The sequence below is a fragment of the Mycobacterium sp. NPDC004974 genome, assembly GCF_053600815.1.
In genome coordinates this window covers 1,008,961-1,029,855 of record NZ_JBSGAQ010000001.1, presented here as the reverse complement: position 1 = coordinate 1,029,855, position 20,895 = coordinate 1,008,961, and the positions used below count along the sequence as shown (strand labels likewise).

At 64.2% G+C, this 20,895-nt stretch carries 17 protein-coding genes; 2 read left to right on the top strand and 15 right to left on the bottom strand.

The genetic code is table 11. The features are described from left to right. Positions 1 to 61 precede the first annotated feature (61 nt). The 7 genes from ACWEFV_RS04905 to ACWEFV_RS04875 form a co-directional block, all read right to left on the bottom strand. Complete coding sequence (locus ACWEFV_RS04905; RefSeq protein ID WP_450069233.1) at positions 62 to 1,447, bottom strand: hypothetical protein; 1,386 nt, start codon at positions 1,445 to 1,447, stop codon at positions 62 to 64. Beyond that, a complete protein-coding gene (locus tag ACWEFV_RS04900) occupies positions 1,447 to 2,415 on the bottom strand; it encodes a sulfotransferase family protein (RefSeq protein WP_450069232.1) in 969 nt (322 codons plus the stop codon). Before ACWEFV_RS04900 ends, ACWEFV_RS04905 begins: the two co-directional genes overlap by 1 nt. Positions 2,416 to 2,740: 325 nt before the next feature. Then, a complete protein-coding gene (locus ACWEFV_RS04895; protein ID WP_135460038.1) occupies positions 2,741 to 3,079 on the bottom strand; it encodes a hemophore-related protein in 339 nt (112 codons plus the stop codon). A 98-nt stretch (positions 3,080 to 3,177) separates the two neighbouring features. Beyond that, positions 3,178 to 6,045, bottom strand: a complete 2,868-nt coding sequence (locus ACWEFV_RS04890; RefSeq protein ID WP_450069231.1) for an MMPL/RND family transporter — start codon at positions 6,043 to 6,045, stop codon at positions 3,178 to 3,180. Between the two features lie 40 nt (positions 6,046 to 6,085). Further along, positions 6,086 to 8,986, bottom strand: a complete 2,901-nt coding sequence (locus tag ACWEFV_RS04885) for an MMPL/RND family transporter (protein ID WP_450069230.1) — start codon at positions 8,984 to 8,986, stop codon at positions 6,086 to 6,088. Continuing rightward, positions 8,983 to 9,393: an MmpS family transport accessory protein gene (locus ACWEFV_RS04880; protein WP_135460037.1), complete on the bottom strand. Its 411-nt coding sequence runs from the start codon at positions 9,391 to 9,393 to the stop codon at positions 8,983 to 8,985. The genes ACWEFV_RS04885 and ACWEFV_RS04880 overlap by 4 nt, the downstream gene beginning before the upstream one ends. A 535-nt stretch (positions 9,394 to 9,928) precedes the next feature. After that, the gene (locus ACWEFV_RS04875) at positions 9,929 to 10,915 is read right to left on the bottom strand and encodes a hypothetical protein (RefSeq protein WP_450069229.1); all 987 of its coding nucleotides are present in this window, start codon (positions 10,913 to 10,915) and stop codon (positions 9,929 to 9,931) included. A 198-nt stretch (positions 10,916 to 11,113) separates the two neighbouring features. Here ACWEFV_RS04875 and ACWEFV_RS04870 point away from each other — a divergent pair, with 198 nt between their 5' ends. Then, positions 11,114 to 12,409, top strand: a complete 1,296-nt coding sequence (locus tag ACWEFV_RS04870) for an adenylate/guanylate cyclase domain-containing protein (RefSeq protein WP_135460036.1) — start codon at positions 11,114 to 11,116, stop codon at positions 12,407 to 12,409. Here the strand turns inward: ACWEFV_RS04870 and ACWEFV_RS04865 are convergent. The 8 genes from ACWEFV_RS04865 to ACWEFV_RS04830 are packed head-to-tail and all read right to left on the bottom strand — an operon-like array spanning position 12,406 to position 20,068. Beyond that, entirely contained in the window at positions 12,406 to 12,891 is a 486-nt protein-coding gene (locus tag ACWEFV_RS04865; protein ID WP_450069228.1) for a Dps family protein, read from the bottom strand. The genes ACWEFV_RS04870 and ACWEFV_RS04865 overlap by 4 nt on opposite strands. A 59-nt stretch (positions 12,892 to 12,950) precedes the next feature. Next, positions 12,951 to 14,726 (bottom strand): DUF2339 domain-containing protein, encoded by a 1,776-nt coding sequence (locus ACWEFV_RS04860; protein ID WP_450069227.1) that lies wholly within the window; start codon positions 14,724 to 14,726, stop codon positions 12,951 to 12,953. A 43-nt stretch (positions 14,727 to 14,769) separates the two neighbouring features. After that, on the bottom strand, positions 14,770 to 15,423 hold the full coding sequence (locus ACWEFV_RS04855) for a response regulator (protein WP_135454540.1): 654 nt from the start codon (positions 15,421 to 15,423) through the stop codon (positions 14,770 to 14,772). Further along, on the bottom strand, positions 15,420 to 16,574 hold the full coding sequence (macS, locus tag ACWEFV_RS04850) for a MacS family sensor histidine kinase (protein WP_135454538.1): 1,155 nt from the start codon (positions 16,572 to 16,574) through the stop codon (positions 15,420 to 15,422). The genes ACWEFV_RS04855 and macS overlap by 4 nt, the downstream gene beginning before the upstream one ends. 58 nt (positions 16,575 to 16,632) lie before the next feature. Beyond that, positions 16,633 to 17,490, bottom strand: a complete 858-nt coding sequence (locus ACWEFV_RS04845) for a sulfurtransferase (RefSeq protein WP_450069226.1) — start codon at positions 17,488 to 17,490, stop codon at positions 16,633 to 16,635. Between the two features lie 10 nt (positions 17,491 to 17,500). Further along, positions 17,501 to 18,253, bottom strand: a complete 753-nt coding sequence (locus ACWEFV_RS04840) for an amino acid ABC transporter ATP-binding protein (RefSeq protein ID WP_450069276.1) — start codon at positions 18,251 to 18,253, stop codon at positions 17,501 to 17,503. Positions 18,254 to 18,270: 17 nt separating this feature from the next. After that, positions 18,271 to 19,173 carry an amino acid ABC transporter permease gene (locus ACWEFV_RS04835; protein ID WP_135454534.1) on the bottom strand — a complete coding sequence of 301 codons (903 nt, stop codon included), beginning with the start codon at positions 19,171 to 19,173 and terminating at the stop codon, positions 18,271 to 18,273. A gap of 7 nt (positions 19,174 to 19,180) precedes the next feature. Further along, the gene (locus tag ACWEFV_RS04830) at positions 19,181 to 20,068 is read right to left on the bottom strand and encodes an ABC transporter substrate-binding protein (RefSeq protein WP_450069225.1); all 888 of its coding nucleotides are present in this window, start codon (positions 20,066 to 20,068) and stop codon (positions 19,181 to 19,183) included. Positions 20,069 to 20,275: 207 nt separating this feature from the next. Here ACWEFV_RS04830 and ACWEFV_RS04825 point away from each other — a divergent pair, with 207 nt between their 5' ends. Continuing rightward, the gene (locus ACWEFV_RS04825) at positions 20,276 to 20,875 is read left to right on the top strand and encodes an HdeD family acid-resistance protein (protein ID WP_135454530.1); all 600 of its coding nucleotides are present in this window, start codon (positions 20,276 to 20,278) and stop codon (positions 20,873 to 20,875) included. Positions 20,876 to 20,895: the final 20 nt, after the last annotated feature.

Here is a 20,895-nt window from a genome sequence, read left to right as displayed (position 1 = left end):
ACGCTGTAGCACCGAATGTTCGGGGTCGAACCGCAAAGGCTACCCAGGGTTTACGCGTGCGTCAGTGAATTTCCCCGGTAAGGCCGAAATCGGTCAGCGTTTTCGCGGCCAGTTCACGCAAAGCGCACGTGGTGTTCTCCGCGCCGGGCTGGTAGGCGCCCACGCTGATGAAGATCTTGCCGCTTATGCGTCCCGAGAGGATGACGGTGCGGCCACCTGTTCGTTCGAGAAGCTGTCGCGATTCCTGTTGCCCAGTCGTTCGCGCGTTGGCGAAAGGCGCTGCGGTGCCGTCGGCCTGGCTGATCAATGAGCTCAAATCGCCGAGGTGAGAAGCAAACACCGGCTGGTCGGGATCGGCGGGCGCCCTGGCCACCATCTGTTTCAGCATTCGCTTCGGCACAAATGACGGCAGCCACAGGAGTTGCTTGGACTCGTCTGGTGTCTCTTTCAACGTCCGCAGCGTCTGCTTGATGGCAGCCCGGATTTCGCGCAGATCGGTTGTGGACTGCGTCGGGTCGACGGTGACGCGCGCGTACGAGAGTGCCATCGCGCGTGTGTCGTCCTCGTCCGTGCGGTCGCTGATCGGAATCTGAAGGGTGACGGCGCCGTCCGTCGCGCGTACGCGCCCGATACGTTCCCCGAACTTGGCGGCGAAGGCCGCGGCCAGTGTATGACTCGCTCCGCCGAGAGCCTCTGCTCGCGCGTCCCAGTCATCCAGGTCGACGAAGATCGTGAGGGCTGGCACGAGGACAACCTCATCGGCGCCGACCGCCTTGGCGGGCGCGGGCCGTGGTGCCGATGACCGGCCACTCTCAGCCGCGGTGCGAGTCTGTTTTCGAGCGGATTTCACTGCACTGACAAGCGCCCTGGCGGCATTCGGCACGTCCCGGGCCGTCTGTCGGGCATCCTGTCCCAAGGCACGCAGTCGAGGGCGCGATAGTGGCGGGGGGTACCCGAGATCGCGCGTCTTGCCCACGGCCCCTTCGACGATGACGAGCGCGAGCCCTAGGCCGTCGATCAAGTTGTGCGAAAGTACCAGGCTGACCCCGGTCGTGCCGTCGTCGAGGGGAAGGACACCGATGTGCCAGCCCGGACCCGATTCCGCATTTACCGGAAGTTGCGAACGTTCATCGACCCAGTCACTGAATTCAGCGCGCGGGCGGGTCGACTCGGCGACGTCGACGTCTGAGGGCCCGCGATCTACGACCCACCGATGCCGGGCGATCGGTAACGCCGGGCGTTCGATGCGACGACCCAACAACCCCTGACCGAGAAAATGATGGAAACGACGTAACCCGTCGAGATCGACAGCACGGTCATATAGCCACGTGACCTGGATGACCACGTTCATGCCCGCGGCGTGATGCTCCGTCAGCAGTGCTTCGTCTGCCAATGCGAGCCGATTGTCCGGCCGTACAGACCCTTTGGATGCGCGGCGCGTTTTCATCAAGCCCAGGTTCCACGGCGCCGGTGAGCCAGAGCAACGACCTCGTAACGGAACTTCAGGATTGATGGCCGGATGAATCGGTTGAGCTTGTGCAAGCGACCGGAATTCTCGAACACCTTCCGGAAACCCTGTTCGCTCGCACGATATTCGGCATAGACCCGATCCAGCGCAGACTGATCCCAGGGTTCGTCCCGCGCCGCCGCGTGCAGCGCCTCGTAGACGACAGAGATCCAGTCAGTGCCGAAGGTTTCCGTCACCGGGCCGGTGTGTCGCTGACGGTGGAGATCCGGTGTGAGGAACTCGTCGATGGCGGCCTCATCCCGCGTCTCGAGATCGATCCCGAGTGCTACGGAAATCCGTTTCACCTCCCGACGCCAATCATCGAGCAGGTTGGCGTACTCGACGAACACCCGCGGCACATCGCGGGTGTCTCTCTCGGCCAACAAATTGAACTTCAGCCACAGCGCACTCCCGAGCTCCGGCAGTGTCAGGAAGTCCGCCGCACCCGATGCGATGACCTCCTGAGGGGGGCGCACCATGTTCACGACCGCGATGTCGAAGCCGGCCTGCCGCGCGGCCTCGAACCACAAACTGGTCAGCAGGGTTATCTGCAGATCCTTGATGAGCACGACCGGCGCAGACGGCAACGTAGAGAGATACTGTCCAATTTTGTTGACGCAGGCGGCCTTCTGGTCGGCATCGAATCCGCCGTCCTCTTGCAGGCGGAGTGACGGGTCGAACACGGCGCTGCCGTGGCTGCGCAGAATCGTGTTGTTCAGATGAAGGGAAGCGCGCGGCTCCCAGTAGCCACGCGGGTTGCGCGGGTCGGCGCCCGACAACCCAGCCGGGAGCGTCGCACCGCACAGAGACAGGACCCGGGTAACCGCCGACGTTCCAGATCGAGGCACACCCAAGACGAACAAGGCGACCGGGCGGGCCGCAGACCCGCTGTGTCCGGCCGGGTTCACAAGCCCAACTCCGTCAACGCTGCCACGGACAGCCCAGGACCGCGATGGTCCGCCGTTACGTCCAATTGGTCGATGTTCGCAGTCGCTGGACCCCCGGAAGGAGATCCTGCGGTGTGCTGCGCGGCGTTGCATAGGGTCTGACTCATGACGGCAGAATATTCGGAGATGCCGTGCCGCCGTCGCGAATTGCCATATGCCGCAAAACCTCCGGGCCGCCCGGCGCACCCAACTGGCGAAACCCAGGCACCGGACAACCCTTGCGAACGGCTAGGCCCTGCGGGCCTCTCCCCAGCTGGAACCCGAGATGGTGGCGCCCATCTCGGGATCAGAAGTTGCTGCAGGTATTGAAAGCCTGCTCGATAGTGCCGAGGTACGGCTGAAACATCGGAGCATTGGCCACATCCTGGGCCGTCCTCGCCCGCTTCTCCGGTGGGTCGGCTATGAATTGGCGTAAGCCACGCTGCAGTATCGGCGATTGATCGAATGCCTGCCGGACTTGGGGATCTTGCGCATCGAGCGCCGACACCAACTGCGGGTAACTGCACGTCGTGTTGATGGCCGAATCCAGATTTGGCCCCGCGGACGCAATCCCGGCTCCGGCGGTCAACGACAAAGCCAGGCCGCCAAGCCCGACGGCCAGTCTGGTCAACGACAGACGGAACATATTCAAACTTCCTCCCTAGCACTGCTCCCGACCTTCCGACTGTAATCGGCCTGGGCCGATCTCACCCATACTTTGTCCAGCTCGACAACAGCGCGAAATCAGGCTTCCTGCTTGACCAGTGGATCAGCGGGCACCCTCACCGGGCCCAGAACCGCACTGGAGGGCCGCTGACGGACCCGCAGCGGCCACCAGAACCACCGCCCGAGCAGCGCGGCGATCGCCGGTGTCATGAATGCACGCACCACCAAGGTGTCGAACATCAAGCCCAAACCGATGGTGGAACCCACCTGCCCGATGATCCGCAGATCACTGACCACCATCGACAACATGGTGAACGCGAACACCAGGCCCGCGGTCGTCACCACCTTGCCCGTGCCGCCCATCGCCCGGATGATGCCCGTATTGATCCCGGCGCCGACCTCTTCTTTCATCCGAGACACCAGCAGCAGGTTGTAATCAGAACCCACCGCCAATAGAACGATCACCGACATCGCCAAGACGAGCCAGTGCAATTCGATGCCGAGGATGTACTGCCACACCAGCACCGAAAGGCCGAACGCCGCACCGAGGGAAAGCGCCACCGTACCCACGATGACCAGGGCGGCGACGAAACTACGCGTTACAACCAGCATGATGCCGAAGATCAGACAGAGCGCCGCGACGCCCGCGATCAAGAGGTCGTATTTTGACCCGTCTCGCAGATCCTTATATGTCGCAGCGGTTCCGGCGAGGTGGATGGAAGCGTTCTGCAGCGGCGTCACCTTGATCGCCTCCTCGGCCGCCGTCCGCACCGCGTCGACCCGAGAGATGCCCTCGGGCGTTCCAGGATCACCCCGGTGCGTGAGGATCAGCCGGACTGCCTTCCCGTCTGGCGAAAAGAACAGGCTCATCGCCTTTTGGAAGTCCTTGTTCTCGAACACTTCCGGCGGCAGATAAAAGGAGTCGTCGTTCTGGGAGGCGTCGTAGATCTTTCCCATCGAGCTGGCGTTCGACGTCGTCTCCTCCATGATGGCGATCATTCCGGACATGGTGCTGTGCATTGTCAGCATCATGGTGCGCATCGACTTCATGATCTCGATCATCGGCGGCAACTGAGTGACGAGCTGCGCCTGCAACCCATCCATTTTTACCAAGTTGTCAAGAAGTTTGTGCATCTGAAGGCTGAGCTGGTCGGTGCTATCAAGCGCGTCGAACACCGATCGAATGGCGAAGCAAATGGGAATGTCGTAGCAGTGGCCTTCCCAATACAAGTAATTGCGAATCGGCCGGAAGAAGTCGTCGAAATTTGAAACGGTGGCCATCAGATCATCAGTAAGTTCGGCAGTCTCCCCGGTCACCTCGACGGTGTTGTGAGTGATCGAGCCGATCAACTTCATCAGATTGTGAGTGCCCTCCATCTGGGTGATCATTCTCTGCATGTCGTCCGCCTGCTTCAACATGCCTTCCATGCGATCTTTCGCGAACGGCACGATCTGACGGAGTCCGGCGCTTTGCAGGCTGATTTGAAACGGTATCGAAGTGCGCTCGATCGGGCTGCCCTCAGGCCGGGTAATGCTCTGCACCGTGGCAATCCCGGGCACCGCGAAGATCCGCTTGGCCAGCTTGTGCAGCACCAAGAAATCTGTCGGATTGCGCATATCATGGTCGGCTTCGAGCATGAGGATATCGGGCGTCATACGTGACTCGGGAAAATGGCGCTCGGCAGCCGTATACCCGACGTTGGCCGGGATATCTTTGGGCACATACAGCCGGTCGTCGTAGCTGGTTTGGTATCCGGGCAGCGCCAACAGTCCGACAAACGCCACCGCACACGCGCCGGCGAGAATGGGCACCGGCCACCGCACCACGGCCGTACCGACCCCCCGCCACCGGCGGACCATGAGCTTCCGCTTCGGTTCGAACAGCCCGAAACGCCCGCCGACGGCGATGACGGCCGGAACCAGTGTGACGGCCACTGCGACAGCAACCGCCATCCCCACAGCGGACGGAATGCCCATCGTTTCGAAATACGGCAGCCGCGTGAAGCTCAGACAGTAAATGGCTCCGGCAATCGTCAAACCTGAAGCCACAACCACCTTGGCGACACTGCGATAGGTGGTGTAGAACGCGGTTTCGCGATCCTCGCCGGCTTGACGGGCCTCGTGATACCGCCCGATGAAGAATATTCCGTAATCCGTTCCGACCGCGATTCCGAGCGATACCAGCAGATTGACCGCAAAAGTGGATAGTCCGAGAACCTCGTGATCGCCGAGGAACGCGACCACTCCCCGGGCCGCCTGCACCTGTATTCCAACCATGGCCAGCAAAAGGACGACAGTGATGATCGAGCGATACACAAAGAGCAGCACCGTGAAGATGACCACCAGAGTCACCAGCGTGATCTTCATGATCGACGTATCGCCGGCGTGGTTCATGTCCGTGATCAGAGGCGCAGGACCCGTGACATACGCCTTGACCCCGGGCGGCGGTGGGGTCTTTTCCACGATGCCCCGGACCGCTTCCACAGATTCGTTGGCCAGGGCTTGACCTTGGTTGCCCGCGAGATTCAGCTGGACATAGACACTCATGTCATCGGCACTCTGAACACCCGACGCGGTGAGTGAGTCCCCCCAGTAATCCTGAACGTGCTGCACGTGCGTCGTGTCGGCTCGCAACTGACGAACCAAATCGTCGTAGTAGCGGCGCGCGTCCTCACCGAGGGGTTTGTCGCCCTCCAAGACGATCATCGCCACGCTGTCGGAATCGGATTCCTTGAACACCTCGCCCATGCGCTGCATCGCCCGAAACGACGGCGCATCCTTGGGAACCAGCGATACGGAGCTTTCCCGCCCGACTTGTTCCAGTGACGGAACAGCGAAGGTGACGACGGCGATGATCGCCAGCCAGCCGAGGATGATCGGCACCGACAGCCGATAGATCACCCGAGCGATCAATGGTGGCCGGTCGCTTGTGTGCCGATTGCTCATGCGGCCTTCACCGCACAGAAGGAGGACGCGTTCATGACAGTCAGCGCTCTTCCCTCTGCAGGATGGAACGCACAAGCTGGCCGCGACCGGACGGGCGCCCTGCAGCACTGAGCGGACGTGGGTGCACCCGCTGCGGCCACCAGAACCACCGCCCCAGCAGCGCGGCGATCGCCGGTGTCATGAATGCGCGTACCACCAGGGTGTCGAACAACAGACCGACGCCGATGGTGGCACCAAGCTGCCCGATCGTGATGAGGTCACTGACGACCATCGCCAACATGGTGAATGCGAACACCAGGCCGGCGGCCGTCACCACCTTGCCGCTGCCGCCCATGGCCCGGATGATGCCGGTGTTGATGCCGGCGCCGATTTCCTCTTTCATCCGAGACACCAGTAGCAGGTTGTAATCGGAACCCACCGCCAACAGGACGATCACCGACATCGCCAGCACGACCCAGTTCAATGGCATGCCGAGGATGTGCTGCCAGATGAGCACCGAAAGCCCGAAGGCCGCGCCGAGCGAGAGCGCCACCGTGCCCACGATCACCAGGGCGGCGACGAAGCTCCGCGTCACCACGAGCATGATGCCGAAAATGAGGCAGAGCGCGGCGACGGCCGCGATCAGAAGATCGTATTTGGACGCTTCGACCAGGTCTTTCACGGACGCTGCGGTGCCTGTGAGATAGATCGTGGCATTTTGCAGCGGCGTGCCCTTGAGCGCTTCTTCGGCCGCGGTTTCGATCGGGTCGACCAGCGACATGCCCTCAGTCGTTGCCGGGTCACCTCGTTGGGTGATGAGCATGCGGGCCGCCTTCCCGTCCGGTGACAGGAAGATATCCATGACGCGCTGGAAGTCTTTGTTCTCGAAGACTTCCGGAGGCAGGTAGAAGGAGTCGTCGTTCTGCGCGGCGTCGAATGCCTTGCCCATCGCGGTGGCGTTGTTGGCTGTCGCCTCCATTTGATCCATGATCCCGGACATGGTGCTGTGCATCGTGAGCATCATGGTTCGGGTGGATTCCATGGTCGAGATCATCACCGGAAACTGAGCGGCCAATTGCGGCAGAATTGCGTCGAGTTTATCGAGATTGTCGACCAGGCTGACCATCTTGACGGTGATTTGGTCGATACCGTCGAGCGTGTCGAAAACCCCTCTGATCGACGAGCAGATCGGAATCGTGTAGCAGTGCGGTTCCCAGTAGAAGTAGTTCCGGATCGGTCGGAAGAAATCGTCGAAGTTCGCAACATGGTCGCGCAGTTGATTGGTCACCGTTTGCAGCTCGTGGGTATCGGCGACCATTTTATGCGTGGTGCTGACCATCTCTTCCGTCAGTGCCTGCATGCGCTTGACGATGGCAATCGTTTTCGTCATGTCGTCGGCCTGCACCAGCAGGTCTTCCATTCGATCCTTCTGGAACGGCATCAAATGGGTCTGAGACGCGTTGCTCATGCTGAGCATGAACGGAATCGTCGAGTGTTTGAGCGGCTCGCCGGCGGGACGGGTCGGCGCCTGAACCATGGAAACTCCCGGCACGGATTGCACGCCCTTGGCCAGCTTGTTCAGGGTCAGGAAATCGATCGGATTCCGCATGTCGTGGTCGGCCTCGATCAACAGAATATCGGGCGCCATCATCAATGACTGGGGAAAGTGTCGCGTCGCCGCCGCATATCCCACATTGGCGGGGATGTCCTTCGGGATGTAATTCTGGTCGTTGAAGCTCGGTTTGTACGCGGGAAGCGCCAACAGGCCGATGAGCGAGACCGCGCACGTCGCAACGAGAATGGGCCCCGGCCACCGAACGACCGCCGTGCCCACCTTCCGCCACCGACGGGTGGTGAGCTTCCGCTTGGGTTCGAACAGCCCGAATCGGCTACCCACCGCGATGACCGCCGGAACGAGTGTGACGGCCACCAACACGGCGGCGGCCATGCCCACAGCAGTGGGAACGCCAAGAGTTTGATAGACCGGCAGGCGGGTGAAGTGCAGACAGAGAATCGCCCCGGCGATCGTCATGCCGGAACCCACGACGACCTTCGCGACGCTGTGGAACGTCGTATAGAACGCCTCTTCTTTATCCTCGCCGGCCTGGCGCGCCTCCTGGTAGCGCCCCGTGAAGAAGATGCCGTAGTCGGTTCCCGCCGCGATCGCGAGCGCTACCAGCAGATTGACGACAAATGTGGTGATACCGATTACCCCGAGGCTGCCGAGTAACGCCACCACCCCTCGGGCCACCGTCAATTCGATGCCGACGACCACCAGCATGAGAATGACGGAGATGATCGATCGATAGACGAGCAGCAACATCACGAAGATGACCGTGAGGCTCAAGGAGGTGACCAGTCCCACCGTCCGGTTGCCGGCCGGGCCCAGATCCGCGGCGAATGCAGCCGGTCCCGTCACATAGGTCTTGACTCCCGGCGGCGCCGGTATCCGGTCCACGATCGCGCGCATCGCCTCAACGGACTTGACCGCCGATATCTCCTGGTTGCTGGTGAGAGTCACCTGTACGTAGGTGGCCTTGCCATCGACACTCTGCGCGGCGCCCTGGGTCATCGGGTCGCCCCAAAAATCCTGGACGTGCACCACATGCGTGGTGTCGGCCTTCAACTGCCGAACCATCTCGTCGTAGTAGCCGTGCGCAGCATCGCCGAGGGGTTGCTCACCCTCCAGGACGATCATCGCGACAGCGCCCGAACCGGCTTCGCCGAACAGTTGCCCCATGCGCTGCATCGCCTCGAAGGACGGTGCAGCGATGGGATCCATCGCTACCGCATGCTCCTTCTCCACCTGCTCCAGCGAGGGCACGGCAACACTCAGGATGACGGTGACCGCCAGCCATCCCAGGATGATCGGCACCGACAGCAGCCGAACCATCCGCGCGACGAACGGCCGGCGCTTACTTATCGGCAACGGCTCCGTGATGGGTTCACTTTCGGTGCTCATGCGGCCTTCAGCTGACAGAACGTGAATGCGCTCACGCCGGTTCGAACCTTCTCGTCCTTCACCTCATCGCCGACGAGGATGCGGCAACCGATGCTGTCAGTGTTGCCCTGCGCGGAGATGTTTCCCATCGCCGTCGCATCCGAGATCGGGAAGTCCATCGACCATGGCAGCGGCGCATCCCTGATGAGTTGCGGCTCGGCATCGGCATCGAAGTAGCTGATGGTCGCAAGTGTCCCCGGGGGGCCGAACACCTCGTAAACCAGGTGCTTGGGATCGTGGGGCCGCTTCTCCTCACGTTCGGTGCTCGTGTACGCGGGGCGACTCTGGCTGCCGAACACGCCGTGCAATCGCGACACAGTAAATCCGCCCGCGACTCCTACCACTACCAGCACCAGCGGAATCCACAGCCGCTTCAGCATCCTGAAAATCGCGAGTTCCTCCGCCTGTCTCCGTGCCGGCACCATGGCAGGTGCTCAAACATGCATTTGCAGATCGGATACGACCACAGCGGACGATCGAGCCTCGGATGCGGGTGCATCCCAGGCTCGACGGCGCACGGAGCTGACGCAACGTGCTGCGCGCCCAGTGAGCGCACCCGATCCCGAAGAGTAAACCATGTCGATGCGTCAATATGGCGCAAACGAGTCAGTTCACCGGAATCGGTTCAACGCCTTGACAATCGCCCCCAAGCCTCACCTCGCTGGCACACCAACCTACACCGCGGGTGACTACCACTGTCCGGGCACCGCCGGGCCGATGCCACACCGCCGGAGAAATAGGAACTGCCTATGAAGTTTCTATGAAAGGACCACGAAGTGCGCCATTGCTGCCGGCGGGTCCACGGATGCGACCTCGAGGCGATGAATCCATCCAGCGCACGCGCCGGCACCGCTCACTCGCCCCTGACGGCCGGGTTCCGCAGCTACCAGAAATCTGAATGTCTTACGGCAGGAACCGCGCGATCTGTGGCGACGGCAGCGTCTGCGCGGCCCGGGCCTGACGGAAACCGACCACACCGCCGGCCGCCGTCATCAACACCATCCCGCCAAGGCCGGGCAACACTGCCAACAGAAGGTCGGAAGTGCTGGCTGTGCGCAGGTAGTCGGCATACCCGAGCCTGAAGGACTCCGGCACTGACGGCACCGAAAGTGGCTGTGCTGACGGCGGTTCGGACCGGGGTGCGGGACTGATCGGTGCACTCGGGGCTGCGGGCGGCACACCCGCGGGTGGCGCCGAGGGCACCGGGGCCGGGATCACCGGGACGGGAGGCACGACGACTGGCGCCGGGGCGACGGGAACGACCGGGGCCGCAGGTACCGCCGGAGCCGGTGCGGCCGGGGCCTTGGGCGGGGCTGACCGGATGACGATTTGCCGGCTGCTCGGGGCGGTAGGCACGGGAGCCAGGTTCGGGGCCCTGCCGATGTTGCCGGTGGCAGGCATCCCTCCACCGCTGCCGCCGCCGGACACCACTGCCGAGGGCGCCTGAGCGGTCCCAATGGTCACGGCCGCAGACGGAGCCTGCGCGGCCCCACCACCGACGGTCGCGGAAGGAACCTGCCCGGTGACCCCGACGCCCGTCGACTGCGGAGCCTCGGCGGTCGAAGCGGATCGGGCGGCTGACGGGGCCGATGAATCGCTCGCGCCGACTTTGACCTTCGGCCCGGTCGACACCTTGGGTCCGTTCGACGCGTTCGGCCCACCGAGGCTGCCATTTGATTTACGCGGCCCGGCGTTGCGCTGGTTGCCCACCTTGGCGCTGTGGTCGGACTTCTTCTTTTGCTTGTGATCGAAGATGTGCAGGACGTCGATGTCGATCCCGAACAGGTCGGCCGAGGCCACCGCGGTGCCGAGCGTCCCCGGCCCGGCCACCATGGCGCCACAAGCGATTGCACAGCCGGCTGCGGTGTTGCGCATCCATGACCGATCCACGAAAAGGTCCCCCCCAGAAGTGATCGGCGGCAGAATGGCCGCGCTCACTGGAACAAGTTCCCATTGTGACATACCGGTGTTCAGTCGGGTTTGCTGGACCGTGACGCCGAGAGCGGCCTACCCAATGTCGACCGGCCGGGTGGCCGGCGGCGATACGCTGTGTTCGTGGTGGTCAGCGAGTTCCGCCGCCCGGTGTGCATGCCCGAGGTCGCGTTGAACAACCGCGTGTCGGCCCGCACTCGGCATTACGCCGAGTGCATATCGAGCCGCCTTCGTGTGTTGACCATCGCGACATGGATCGCTGCCGCGGTGTCGGGAGGGTTCGGAATCTTCCAGCTCACCCTCGGTGGCCCCATGTGGCGGCTGGCCTTCGTCAACCTCGTTTCCGCTGCTCTGTTCCTTTTGGTGCCAGTCCTCTACCGGTTCGGCGAACTGATCGCGCCGCTCGCGTTCTTCGTGTTCGCCTACGTGTCGGTGTCCGTGATGTGTTTCGCGATAGGGACCGGCTCAGGCTTGCAGTTCTACTTCCTGGTCGCGGCGTCGCTGGCGGTCCTGGTGTTGGGAATCGAGCGCATCGTGCTGGCGGCGACATTGGCGGCCTTGGGGGTGGCCGCCACCATCGCGCTGGAAGTCCTCGTTCCCGATGATCGGGGCCTTGGGCCGCCCTGGGCACTGACCGCCGGTTTCGTGAGCTCGGCCGTTTCTGCCGCGGTGATGATGTTTGCCACGGTCTGGTTGTCGCTCCGCGAGATGGCCCGGGCCGAGCAGGCGATGGAAGCCGAATATCAGCGGTCCGAGCAATTGCTGGGCAACATTCTGCCCAGCACCATCGCGCAGCGACTCAAGGAACCGTCACGCACGATCATCGCCGACAAGTACGACGATGCCTCGATCCTGTTCGCCGATATCGCCGGTTACACGGAACGGGCCAGCGATATCACCCCGACAGACCTGGTGAGTTTTCTGGACCGGCTCTACACCGATCTCGATGCGCTGGTAGATCGTCACGGCCTGGAGAAGGTCAAGACCAGCGGTGACTCCTACATGGTGGTGGCCGGGGTGCCCAAGCCGCGTACCGATCACATCGAGGCGCTGGCCTGCCTGGCTCTCGACCTGGCCGACGCCGTCGCCGACCTCAAGGATCCGCGAGGGCGTGCGGTGCCGCTGCGGATCGGTCTCGCCGCCGGGCCCGTGGTGGCCGGGGTGGTCGGGGCCCGCAAGTTCTTCTACGACGTCTGGGGCGACGCGGTCAACGTCGCCTCACGCATGGAGACGACCGATGTGGCCGGTCGAATTCAGGTGCCGCACAACGTCTATGAGCGAATCAGCCATGCGTTTGTGCTCGAGGAGCGCGGCGATGTGGAAGTCAAGGGCAAGGGTCTGATGCACACCTGGTATCTGGTCGGGCGTCGCGACGATCAGGCGGTACGCACCCGACTGGAAAACTCGGGCCCGATGCGTACCGCCTCGGTCGTGCCGCCTGCCGGCGTTTAGACCTTGCGGTTCTCCGACTTGATCAGCCAGGCCAGCTTCTCCAGACCATCGATCAACTGGTGCAGGATGTCGGCGGTGGTGGGGTCGTGCGCGTCCACGGAATCGTGTACCCCACGCAAGGTGCCCACCGTTGCGTAGATCCGCGTAGAGACGAGGTCGACCACCTCGTCGGTACTGCGCTCGTAAGCCGGGAACTCCGGAAGCGTCGTGCTCGACACGACGGTGTCCGACCGCCCGTCGGGGACGGCGTCCAACGCGCGCATCCGTTCAGCGATCGTGTCGCTGCCCTCCCTGGCGAAATCGACGACCTCATCGAGTTGCAGATGCAGATCCCGGAAGTTCGTGCCGACGACGTTCCAGTGCGCCTGCTTGCCTTGCAGCCCGAGCTCGATCAGGTCGACGAGCACCTGCTGCAGATGACCGCCGAGCTCCGGTGCGGCCTGATAACCCTGGATATCGGATTCGTTTCGACGTGTACTCATGTCATAGGCAACGTTGTTCAAACTGGAATAACTCCAGATTAGGGAATCTGTGGCCACGCTCACAGCGGCGGCTTGCCGGCCACCTGGTCCTGCTGATTGAGCAGCCGGGCATAACCGGCACCCATACCCAGTAGCGCCAGCCCGACGACGATGAACACTGCGACTCGGAACATCCCGTCCAGGGTTCCCAGGTCGAACAGGAACAGTTTCACCATGGCGGCGACGACGAGTGCCATCCCGCCGCCGATCGGTAGCGATCGCTGCGCCTTGGGACGTCGTGCCGCGTAACCGAGCAACCCGGCCGCCACCGCGATCCAGCAGATGGTGGCCGCCATGTGGCCACCGAAGAACCCGGCGCCGGTGCCACCGACGACAACGCCGGCGCTGACGGTGAACACCGTCACCGCATACCCGGCCGCCACTGCCGCGGCCACCCACACCAGCCGGACCACCTCCTGATCCGTCTCACCGTCGGCCGACCACGCCCAGGAGATGGCGGCGGCCGCAGCGATCGCCAGAACGCTGCCGATCAGAACCGAAACAGTAAGTCCTGCAGATAGTTTCGTGGCATGCACCAGGCTGTCGGGGCCGGCGGAGTCGAGGTAGATGGCGCCACCCACGGCCGCCAGGCCGACGGCTATCCACCGCGTCACGCCACGGCGGCGCCCGGCCACGGCGACCACGGTGGCCATCGCCAGCAGCACCGGACCGGCCACCGGCCCGTCGAAGGCCACCAGCACGGCGATCAGCGCGGCGACCGCCGCCAGCACCGACCACACCTGACGGACCACGACGCTCACCCCGGGTACGCCGTCGCCGAGGGCCACGATCGCAACCAAGGCCGCAGCCAGCGCCGCAGCCATGGGGGCTGCGATGACGCGGTCGACGGCAGCCGCCACACAGAGCACGGGCAGGACGCCGACCGCCGTCAGTACCGCCGTCGCCGCCGGTCTGGTGGTCCAACGCAGCACCAGCACGCCACCCGCGAGCGCCAGTACTGCCGCGAGCCCACAGGTGAGTGCGAGCTCGAGGTCGTGCCGACCGTCGATCGAGGTGGCTGCCAGCGCGATCAACAGCGGCAACGTGGGCGCCGCGATGCGCGCGGCATACAACCAGATCCAGTCCCGACCGAACTGGACCGGCAGCGCGGCGGCCGAGAGGGCCAGCATGAACCCGATCAGCAACAGGGTCACGCCGTCGGTGACGACAGGTGCCAGTGCGATCAGCGGCACCAGGACCAACAAGCCCAGCTGTTCGGAGTTCCACCGCCGCGCCAGCATCAGGCCGCCACCACCGATTGCCGCGGCCAACGCCAGACCGACCGGTGCCGACACCCAGTCATAGATAGTGGTCACGGCGATCACGTCGATGTATGCGGCGGCGACGCCGGTTGCAGCCAACGCGATCGCCCCGGTCCGGCCGCCGGGCCGCCGATGGAGCCACGACCCGACGCCGACCAGTCCTGCAGCCAGCACGGCGCCCGCCGCAACCCGGAACTCCGGTCGCAGGATTCCCGCCTGTGCCGCCAGCACCAGCAGGAGCACCACCCCGGTGAGCGTCACTGTCACCCCGGCCACCGCAAGCGCCTTGCCGATCCAGCCTTCTGACCGTTCTGCGCGAGGCACAGGGGCGGGCCGCGGCGGTACGGCGGCGGCGACAACCGCAGGCGATGGTGAGACCACAGGAGGTAGAGGTAGCGGAGGCACGGGCACCGGTGCCTGATCGAGCATCCGGTGCAACTCCCCCAGATCCGCCGATACCCGGTTCATGTACGCCGAAATCGCGGCAAGGTCCGACGACATCCGGGCGATCACAGCGCGATGAGGTTCGCTCATGCCCTCATCGTGGCAACAAAACCGGCTGCGGTGATGAGTAGGACTACTCGTCGAGACCGTGTTCGATCGCGTAGCGGGCCAATTCGACGCGGTTGGCGACCTGCAACTTGCGGAATGTCGCCTGGACGTGGTTCTCCACCGTGCGGTGGCTCAACGACAGACGCGTGGCGATCTGCTTGGCCGTCAACCCTTTTGCCACGTAGCGCAACACCTCGGTCTCCCGCTCGGTCAGGCTCGGGGTGGCCGGGCCGTCGTCGGGACGTTGAGCGATCCGGCGGTATTCGCCGAGTACCAGCCCGGCCAGCCCCGGGGTGAACACCGCACGCCCCTCGGCAGTCGCCCGCACCGCCGCGGTCAGCTCGGCTTTGGACGCGCTCTTCACCAGATACCCGGTGGCCCCGGCCTTCACCGCCTCCAGGACGTCGTCGCGCTCGTCGGAGGCCGAGAGCACCAGCACCCGCGACGACGGCGACACTATGAGCACCTCCGCGGTGGCCGTGGCACCACTGCCGTCAGACAAGCTCATGTCCATCACCACCACATCGGGCAGCACCACGCCGGCCCGTCTGCGCGCGGAAGCCACGCCGTCGGCGGTGGCCACCACATCGAATCCCTCGTCGGCCAGGTCGCGAGCCACCGCGTCGCGCCAGATCGGATGATCATCGACGACCATCACGGTCAGTGCGGCCTCGGTCATGACTGTCCCTTCTCGCTCGCGGCACGGCCCGGGCGGGGCAGCGTCAGTTCCCACTCCGTGCCACATCCCGGCGCGGTGTGCAGATGTGCTTGCCCGCCCAGCCAATCCATCCGGCCCACAATAGATTTCGCGATTCCCACGTGGCCTTCGCGAGCCGCCTCGGCCAGGCGCCCGTCGCCGATGCCCACGCCGTCGTCTCGGATACTCACCGTCACCGAATCCCCCAGGTCTTCGAGCAGCACGAAAACCCGGGCGTCCGGTCCGGCGTGCGCGGCCGCGTTGTCCAGGGCGTTGCTCGCCGCGGCGAAGAACTCATGGGCTGGCTCGTTTTCGAGCAGCACCGGCTCAGCCGGCAAGCTGACCGATACGCGATCCGAGGCGCGAGCCCGCAGCAACGCGCCGATGTCAGTGGCCCCACCGGTGTGCAGTTCCGGGTCGGGTGCACTGACCAACCTGCGCAGGGCGCGCTCCTGCTCCCCCGCGAGTTCGGCCAATTGAGCTGTCTCGCCGCCGATCTCACGTCCGCGCCGCGATACCAGGGCCAGCACCTGAATGGCGCCGTCGTGTACCCGGCGTGACAACCGCTCCCTTTCCTCCAGCGAGGCGGCCAACCGCACTGCGCGCTCCAACTCAGCATGGGCGCGACGCGCAGTCTGGGCGGCCATCCCCACCGCCAATCCCACCGCCAGTTCGATGACGATGGTGGCGTTGCGGCCCAGATTGATGCTGACGTAGCCCTTCAACGCGGCCGCCGCAGCCATCACCCCCAACCCGGCGGCCATCCCCCCGACCGGGCCGAATTGCAGGGCCGCCGAAATGGTGGCATTCGTCGCCCACAATGTGGTCGGCCACGACTGATTGTCGGCGATCCAGTGGTCGGATGCCACCAACTCGGTCGACAGCATCAGAGCCAGGACCACGACAATCTCGGCGATCACCCACGACGGACGACGACCGAAACCCTGCAGGTAGGCGATCGCGCAGGCGATGCTCCAGGCGATCAGTAGCGCACACAGCACACCGGCGAGTACCGGACGCGCCAGATCGTCGTTGATCGCGATCTGGAACCCCAGCGCGTACAGGCAGCTCAGCAGCCGAAAGATCTGCGCGGCACGCCACAACGGCGTGACCGGGTCGGGGCGGCGCTGCATTGGCCCAGCATAAAGTTGCCGACCGGCACCAGGGAGCACCGAATCTCACGCGTCGGGGCTATTGCTCGCCCCGGGCCACGGGCCGGTCGGGGTTCGACGCCCACTCCGACCACGACCCGGGGTACAGCGCCGCATCCACGCCGGCGGCAGCCAGCCCCGCCACCGCGAGCGCCGCCGTCACCCCCGACCCGCAGTAGGCGCCGACGTCAGCACCGCCGGCCACGCCTCTATCGGCGAGCAGCGCGTGAAGCCGGGCATCCGGCAGCAGCGTTCCGTCCGCGGAAAGCAGCTGGGTGCTGGGCAGATTGACCGCCCCCGGGATGTGGCCCGCCACCGGATCGACGGGTTCGACGTCTCCGCGGAACCGTTCCGGTGCCCGCACATCCAGCAACACGTCCACCTCGGACTGCGTCTGTTCGGCGGTCAGGGTACGCAGGGCGCCCCGGTACAGGTCGTCGTGGACGGCGTCGACGTCGCCGGGCTCGGGCGTGACCGGGCCCTCCTCCAGGGCCTCACCGGCCGCGGACCAGGCAGCCAGACCGCCGTCGAGAATGCGGACGCCGCCGATCCCGGCCGCCGTCATCACCCACCAGGCGCGGGCTGATCCGGCGCGATTCCAGTCGTCGTAGACGACGGTCGGTACGCCCCTGCGGACACCCCAACGACGGGCCGCCGCCTGCAGGTCCACCCCGGAGGGCAACGGATGACGACCCCGGCCGTCGATGCCGTGGTCGGTCAGTTCGTCGTCCAGCGAGACGTAGACGGCGCCAGGCAGATGACCGGCCAGATAGGCCTGTTCACCGTCGGGCTCGGCCAACGACCAACGCACGTCCAGCACGGTGAGCGGATCCCCGGAGGCGATCCGCTCGCGAAGCTCGCCGACGGTGATGAACACGCCATCTCGTGCGGTAACCACGCAATCGAAGCTACATCACCTTCGACAGAAACTCCTTTGTACGTTCGTGTTTGGGGTTGGCCATCACCTCGCGAGGAGGGCCACTCTCCACGATCACACCGCCGTCCATGAACACCAGCTTGTCGGCGACCTCACGGGCGAAACCCATCTCGTGGGTGACCACCACCATCGTCATGCCCTCGCCCGCGAGTTTCTTGATCACCGCCAGCACCTCACCGACGAGCTCGGGATCCAGCGCCGAGGTCGGCTCGTCGAACAGCATCAGCTTCGGATTCATCGCCAGCGCCCGGGCGATGGCGACCCGCTGCTGCTGCCCGCCCGACAGTTGTGCGGGATACGCGTCGGCCTTGGCGGATAACCCCACCTGATCCAGCAGATCCTTGGCCCGGGCCAGCGCGGCATCCTTCTTCACCCGCTTGACGTGGATGGGTGCCTCGATGACGTTCTCCAGCGCCGTACGGTGCGGGAACAGGTTGAAATGCTGGAACACCATGCCGATGTCCCGGCGCTGCCGGGCGGCGTCCCGCGGAGCCATCTCATGCAGCTTGCCGCCGCGTTCGCGATAGCCGATGAGGTCCCCGTCGACATAAAGGCGGCCGGCGTTGACCTGCTCAAGATGGTTGATGCACCGCAAGAACGTCGACTTGCCCGAGCCGGACGGGCCGACCATGCACAACACCTCGCCCCGGCCGACGTCCAATGTCACGCCCTTGAGGACGTTCAGGGCGCCGAAGTTCTTGCACACACTCTCGGCCCGAACCATCGGTTCGGCGGCGGCGGTCAACTCGTCACTCCCATCTGGGCTTTGGCCAAGGCCTCAAGTTGTTTGGAGGTGAGCTTGCGCGAGGCACCCCGCGAGAAGTGCCGCTCGAGGTAGTACTGCCCGACCATCAGCACGCTGGTGATCGCCAGGTACCAGGTGGACGCCACCAGTAGCAGCGGAACCGGTTCGAACAGCGCAACCCCGATATCTTTTGAGCGACCGTACAACTCGAAGCTGTACGGAACGGCGGTGACCAGCGAGGTGGTCTTCAGCATGCTGATGAACTCATTGCCGGTCGGCGGGATGATGACGCGCATCGCCTGGGGAAGAACGGTGCGGCGCATGGTCATTCCCCACGACATGCCGAGCGCGACCGAGGCCTCTGTCTGTCCCTCGGGCACCGAGATCAGGCCGCCGCGGATGATCTCGGCCATGTAGGCGGCCTCGTTGAGACCCAGGCCGAGAACCGCCAGCCAGAACACATTCGGATCGGACAGGCTGAACTCGAAAAGCCGCGGACCGAACGGCACGCCGATCTGAATGTTCCTGTAGATCACCGGGACAAGCCCCCACAGCACCAACTGCACGTAGATCGGTGTGCCGCGGAAGATCCACAGATACGTCCAGGACACGGCCTTGAGGACCGGGTTTGGCGACAGCCGCATCACGGCGAGCAGCACGCCGAGAACGAGCGCCAGGATCATCGAATAGATGGTCAGTTGCAGCGTGTTCCAGGCCGCTTCCGAAATGCGTTGGTCGAAGAGGTACTTGGCGTACGTCCCCCAGCCGTAGGCCTCGTTGGTCGCCGCACCATAGACGAACAACCCGAGCAGGACGAGGATGACGATCGCCGCCACCCACCGCCACGGATGCCTCAGCGGTACAGCGTCGATGGCGGGAGGCGGCGATGCATCAGTCATCGGCGGCTCAGTTGATCGCACCGTTGACGACCGGCTTGTCGATCATCCCGTTCTCCGCGCCCCAATTCGCGGCCACCTGCTTGTAGACACCATTGTCGATCAGGTGCTGCAGTGCCTGCTGCAGCGACGCCGCCAGCGGCGAATCCTTCTGCACCGCCCAGCCGTACGGAGCGGAATCGAAGATCTCCCCTGCCGCCTCAAGCTTTCCGTTGCTCTGTTTGATCGCATATGCCGTCACCGGTGAATCCGCCGACATGGCGTCGGCCTGCCCGAGCATGACCGCACTGGTGGCTGCAGTCTGGTCGTCGAACTTCACGACCTGGATGGCAGGCTTACCCGCCTTGACGCATTTCTCGCTGCGCGCCGGCAGTTCGTCGGTGTCCTGCACCGTCGCCGTCTGCACCGCGATCTTCTTGCCGCATGCGTCCTCGGGGTTGATCCCCGCACCGACCTTCTGCGCCCACGCCGAACCGGCACTGAAGTAGGTCACGAAGTCCACCTGCTCTTCGCGCTTCTTCGAGTCGGTGAACGAGGACATGCCGACGTTGTAGTTCCCGCCCTGGACCGACGGGATGATCTTGTCGAACAATGACGCCCGGTACTCCGGGGTCAGGCCCAGGGTGGCGGCGACCGCATTCATCAAATCGACGTCGAAGCCGATGATCTGCCCGGCGGGATCCTTGAATTCGTTGGGCGGGTAGGACGGGTCGGTACCGACGATGAGCTTGCCGCTCGACTTGATGGGCTCCGGCAGGGTATTGGCGATCGCGTCGACCTTCTCGACCTTTGCCGCGGTCGTCGTCTTGGTTTCGGATCCACCGGATTCGGTATTGTTCGCGCAACCCGACAGCACGAGTGCGCCGCTCGCGGCAACCACCACCGCGAAACTCCACATCTTGCTTCGTCGGGGACGACATCCAACAGTCACGGTTGCCTCTTCTCTCTGTTTACGGCTGTGGTCGGGCTATCCCAAGTCGGACACGTTAACGGGCTCCGGTCGGGGATGCAGCGCCGGTAACGGAACCTTAACGAGCATGCTTCAGCGCCACAGCCTTACCGCAAAAACCGCGATCTACATCTGCTTTTGTGTCAAACTGCCAGCATGGAAACCACTGCTTCGCCAAACTTGTTGCCGCATCTGTGGAAATCGACGCTGGTTTCCGGGATTCTCGCTGTCATCCTCGGGATCCTGGTGCTGGTGTGGCCCGGCATAACGATTCTGGTCGCCGCAATCTTTCTCGGTATCTATCTGTTGATCAGCGGTATCTCGCAACTCGTCCTGGCATTCAGCCTGCGCTCATCGGTCGGGGGACGCATATTGCTGTTCATCGGCGGTGCCGCGGCCCTGGTGCTGGCTGTGCTCTGCTTCATCAGCTTCACCAATGACCTGCAATCCGCAGTCGAACTGCTGGCGATCTGGATCGGTGTCGGGTTCATCTTCCGCGGTGTCGCGACGGCGATGTCGTCGATCGGAGATCCCTCACTGCCGGGGCGCATCTGGGAGATCATCGTCGGCATCATCAGTGTCATCGCCGGCATCATCATGTTCGTCGCCCCACTGCAGGGTCTGGTCGCGCTGGCTCAGGTCACCGGCATCATCCTGATCGTCGTCGGGGTTATCGAGGTGATCTCGGCCTTCGCAATCCGCAGCGACGCCAAGAAGCTCAAAGCCGCAATCTCGCCGCAGGCGCCGACGGCGTGACGTAAGACACCGGTCAGGGT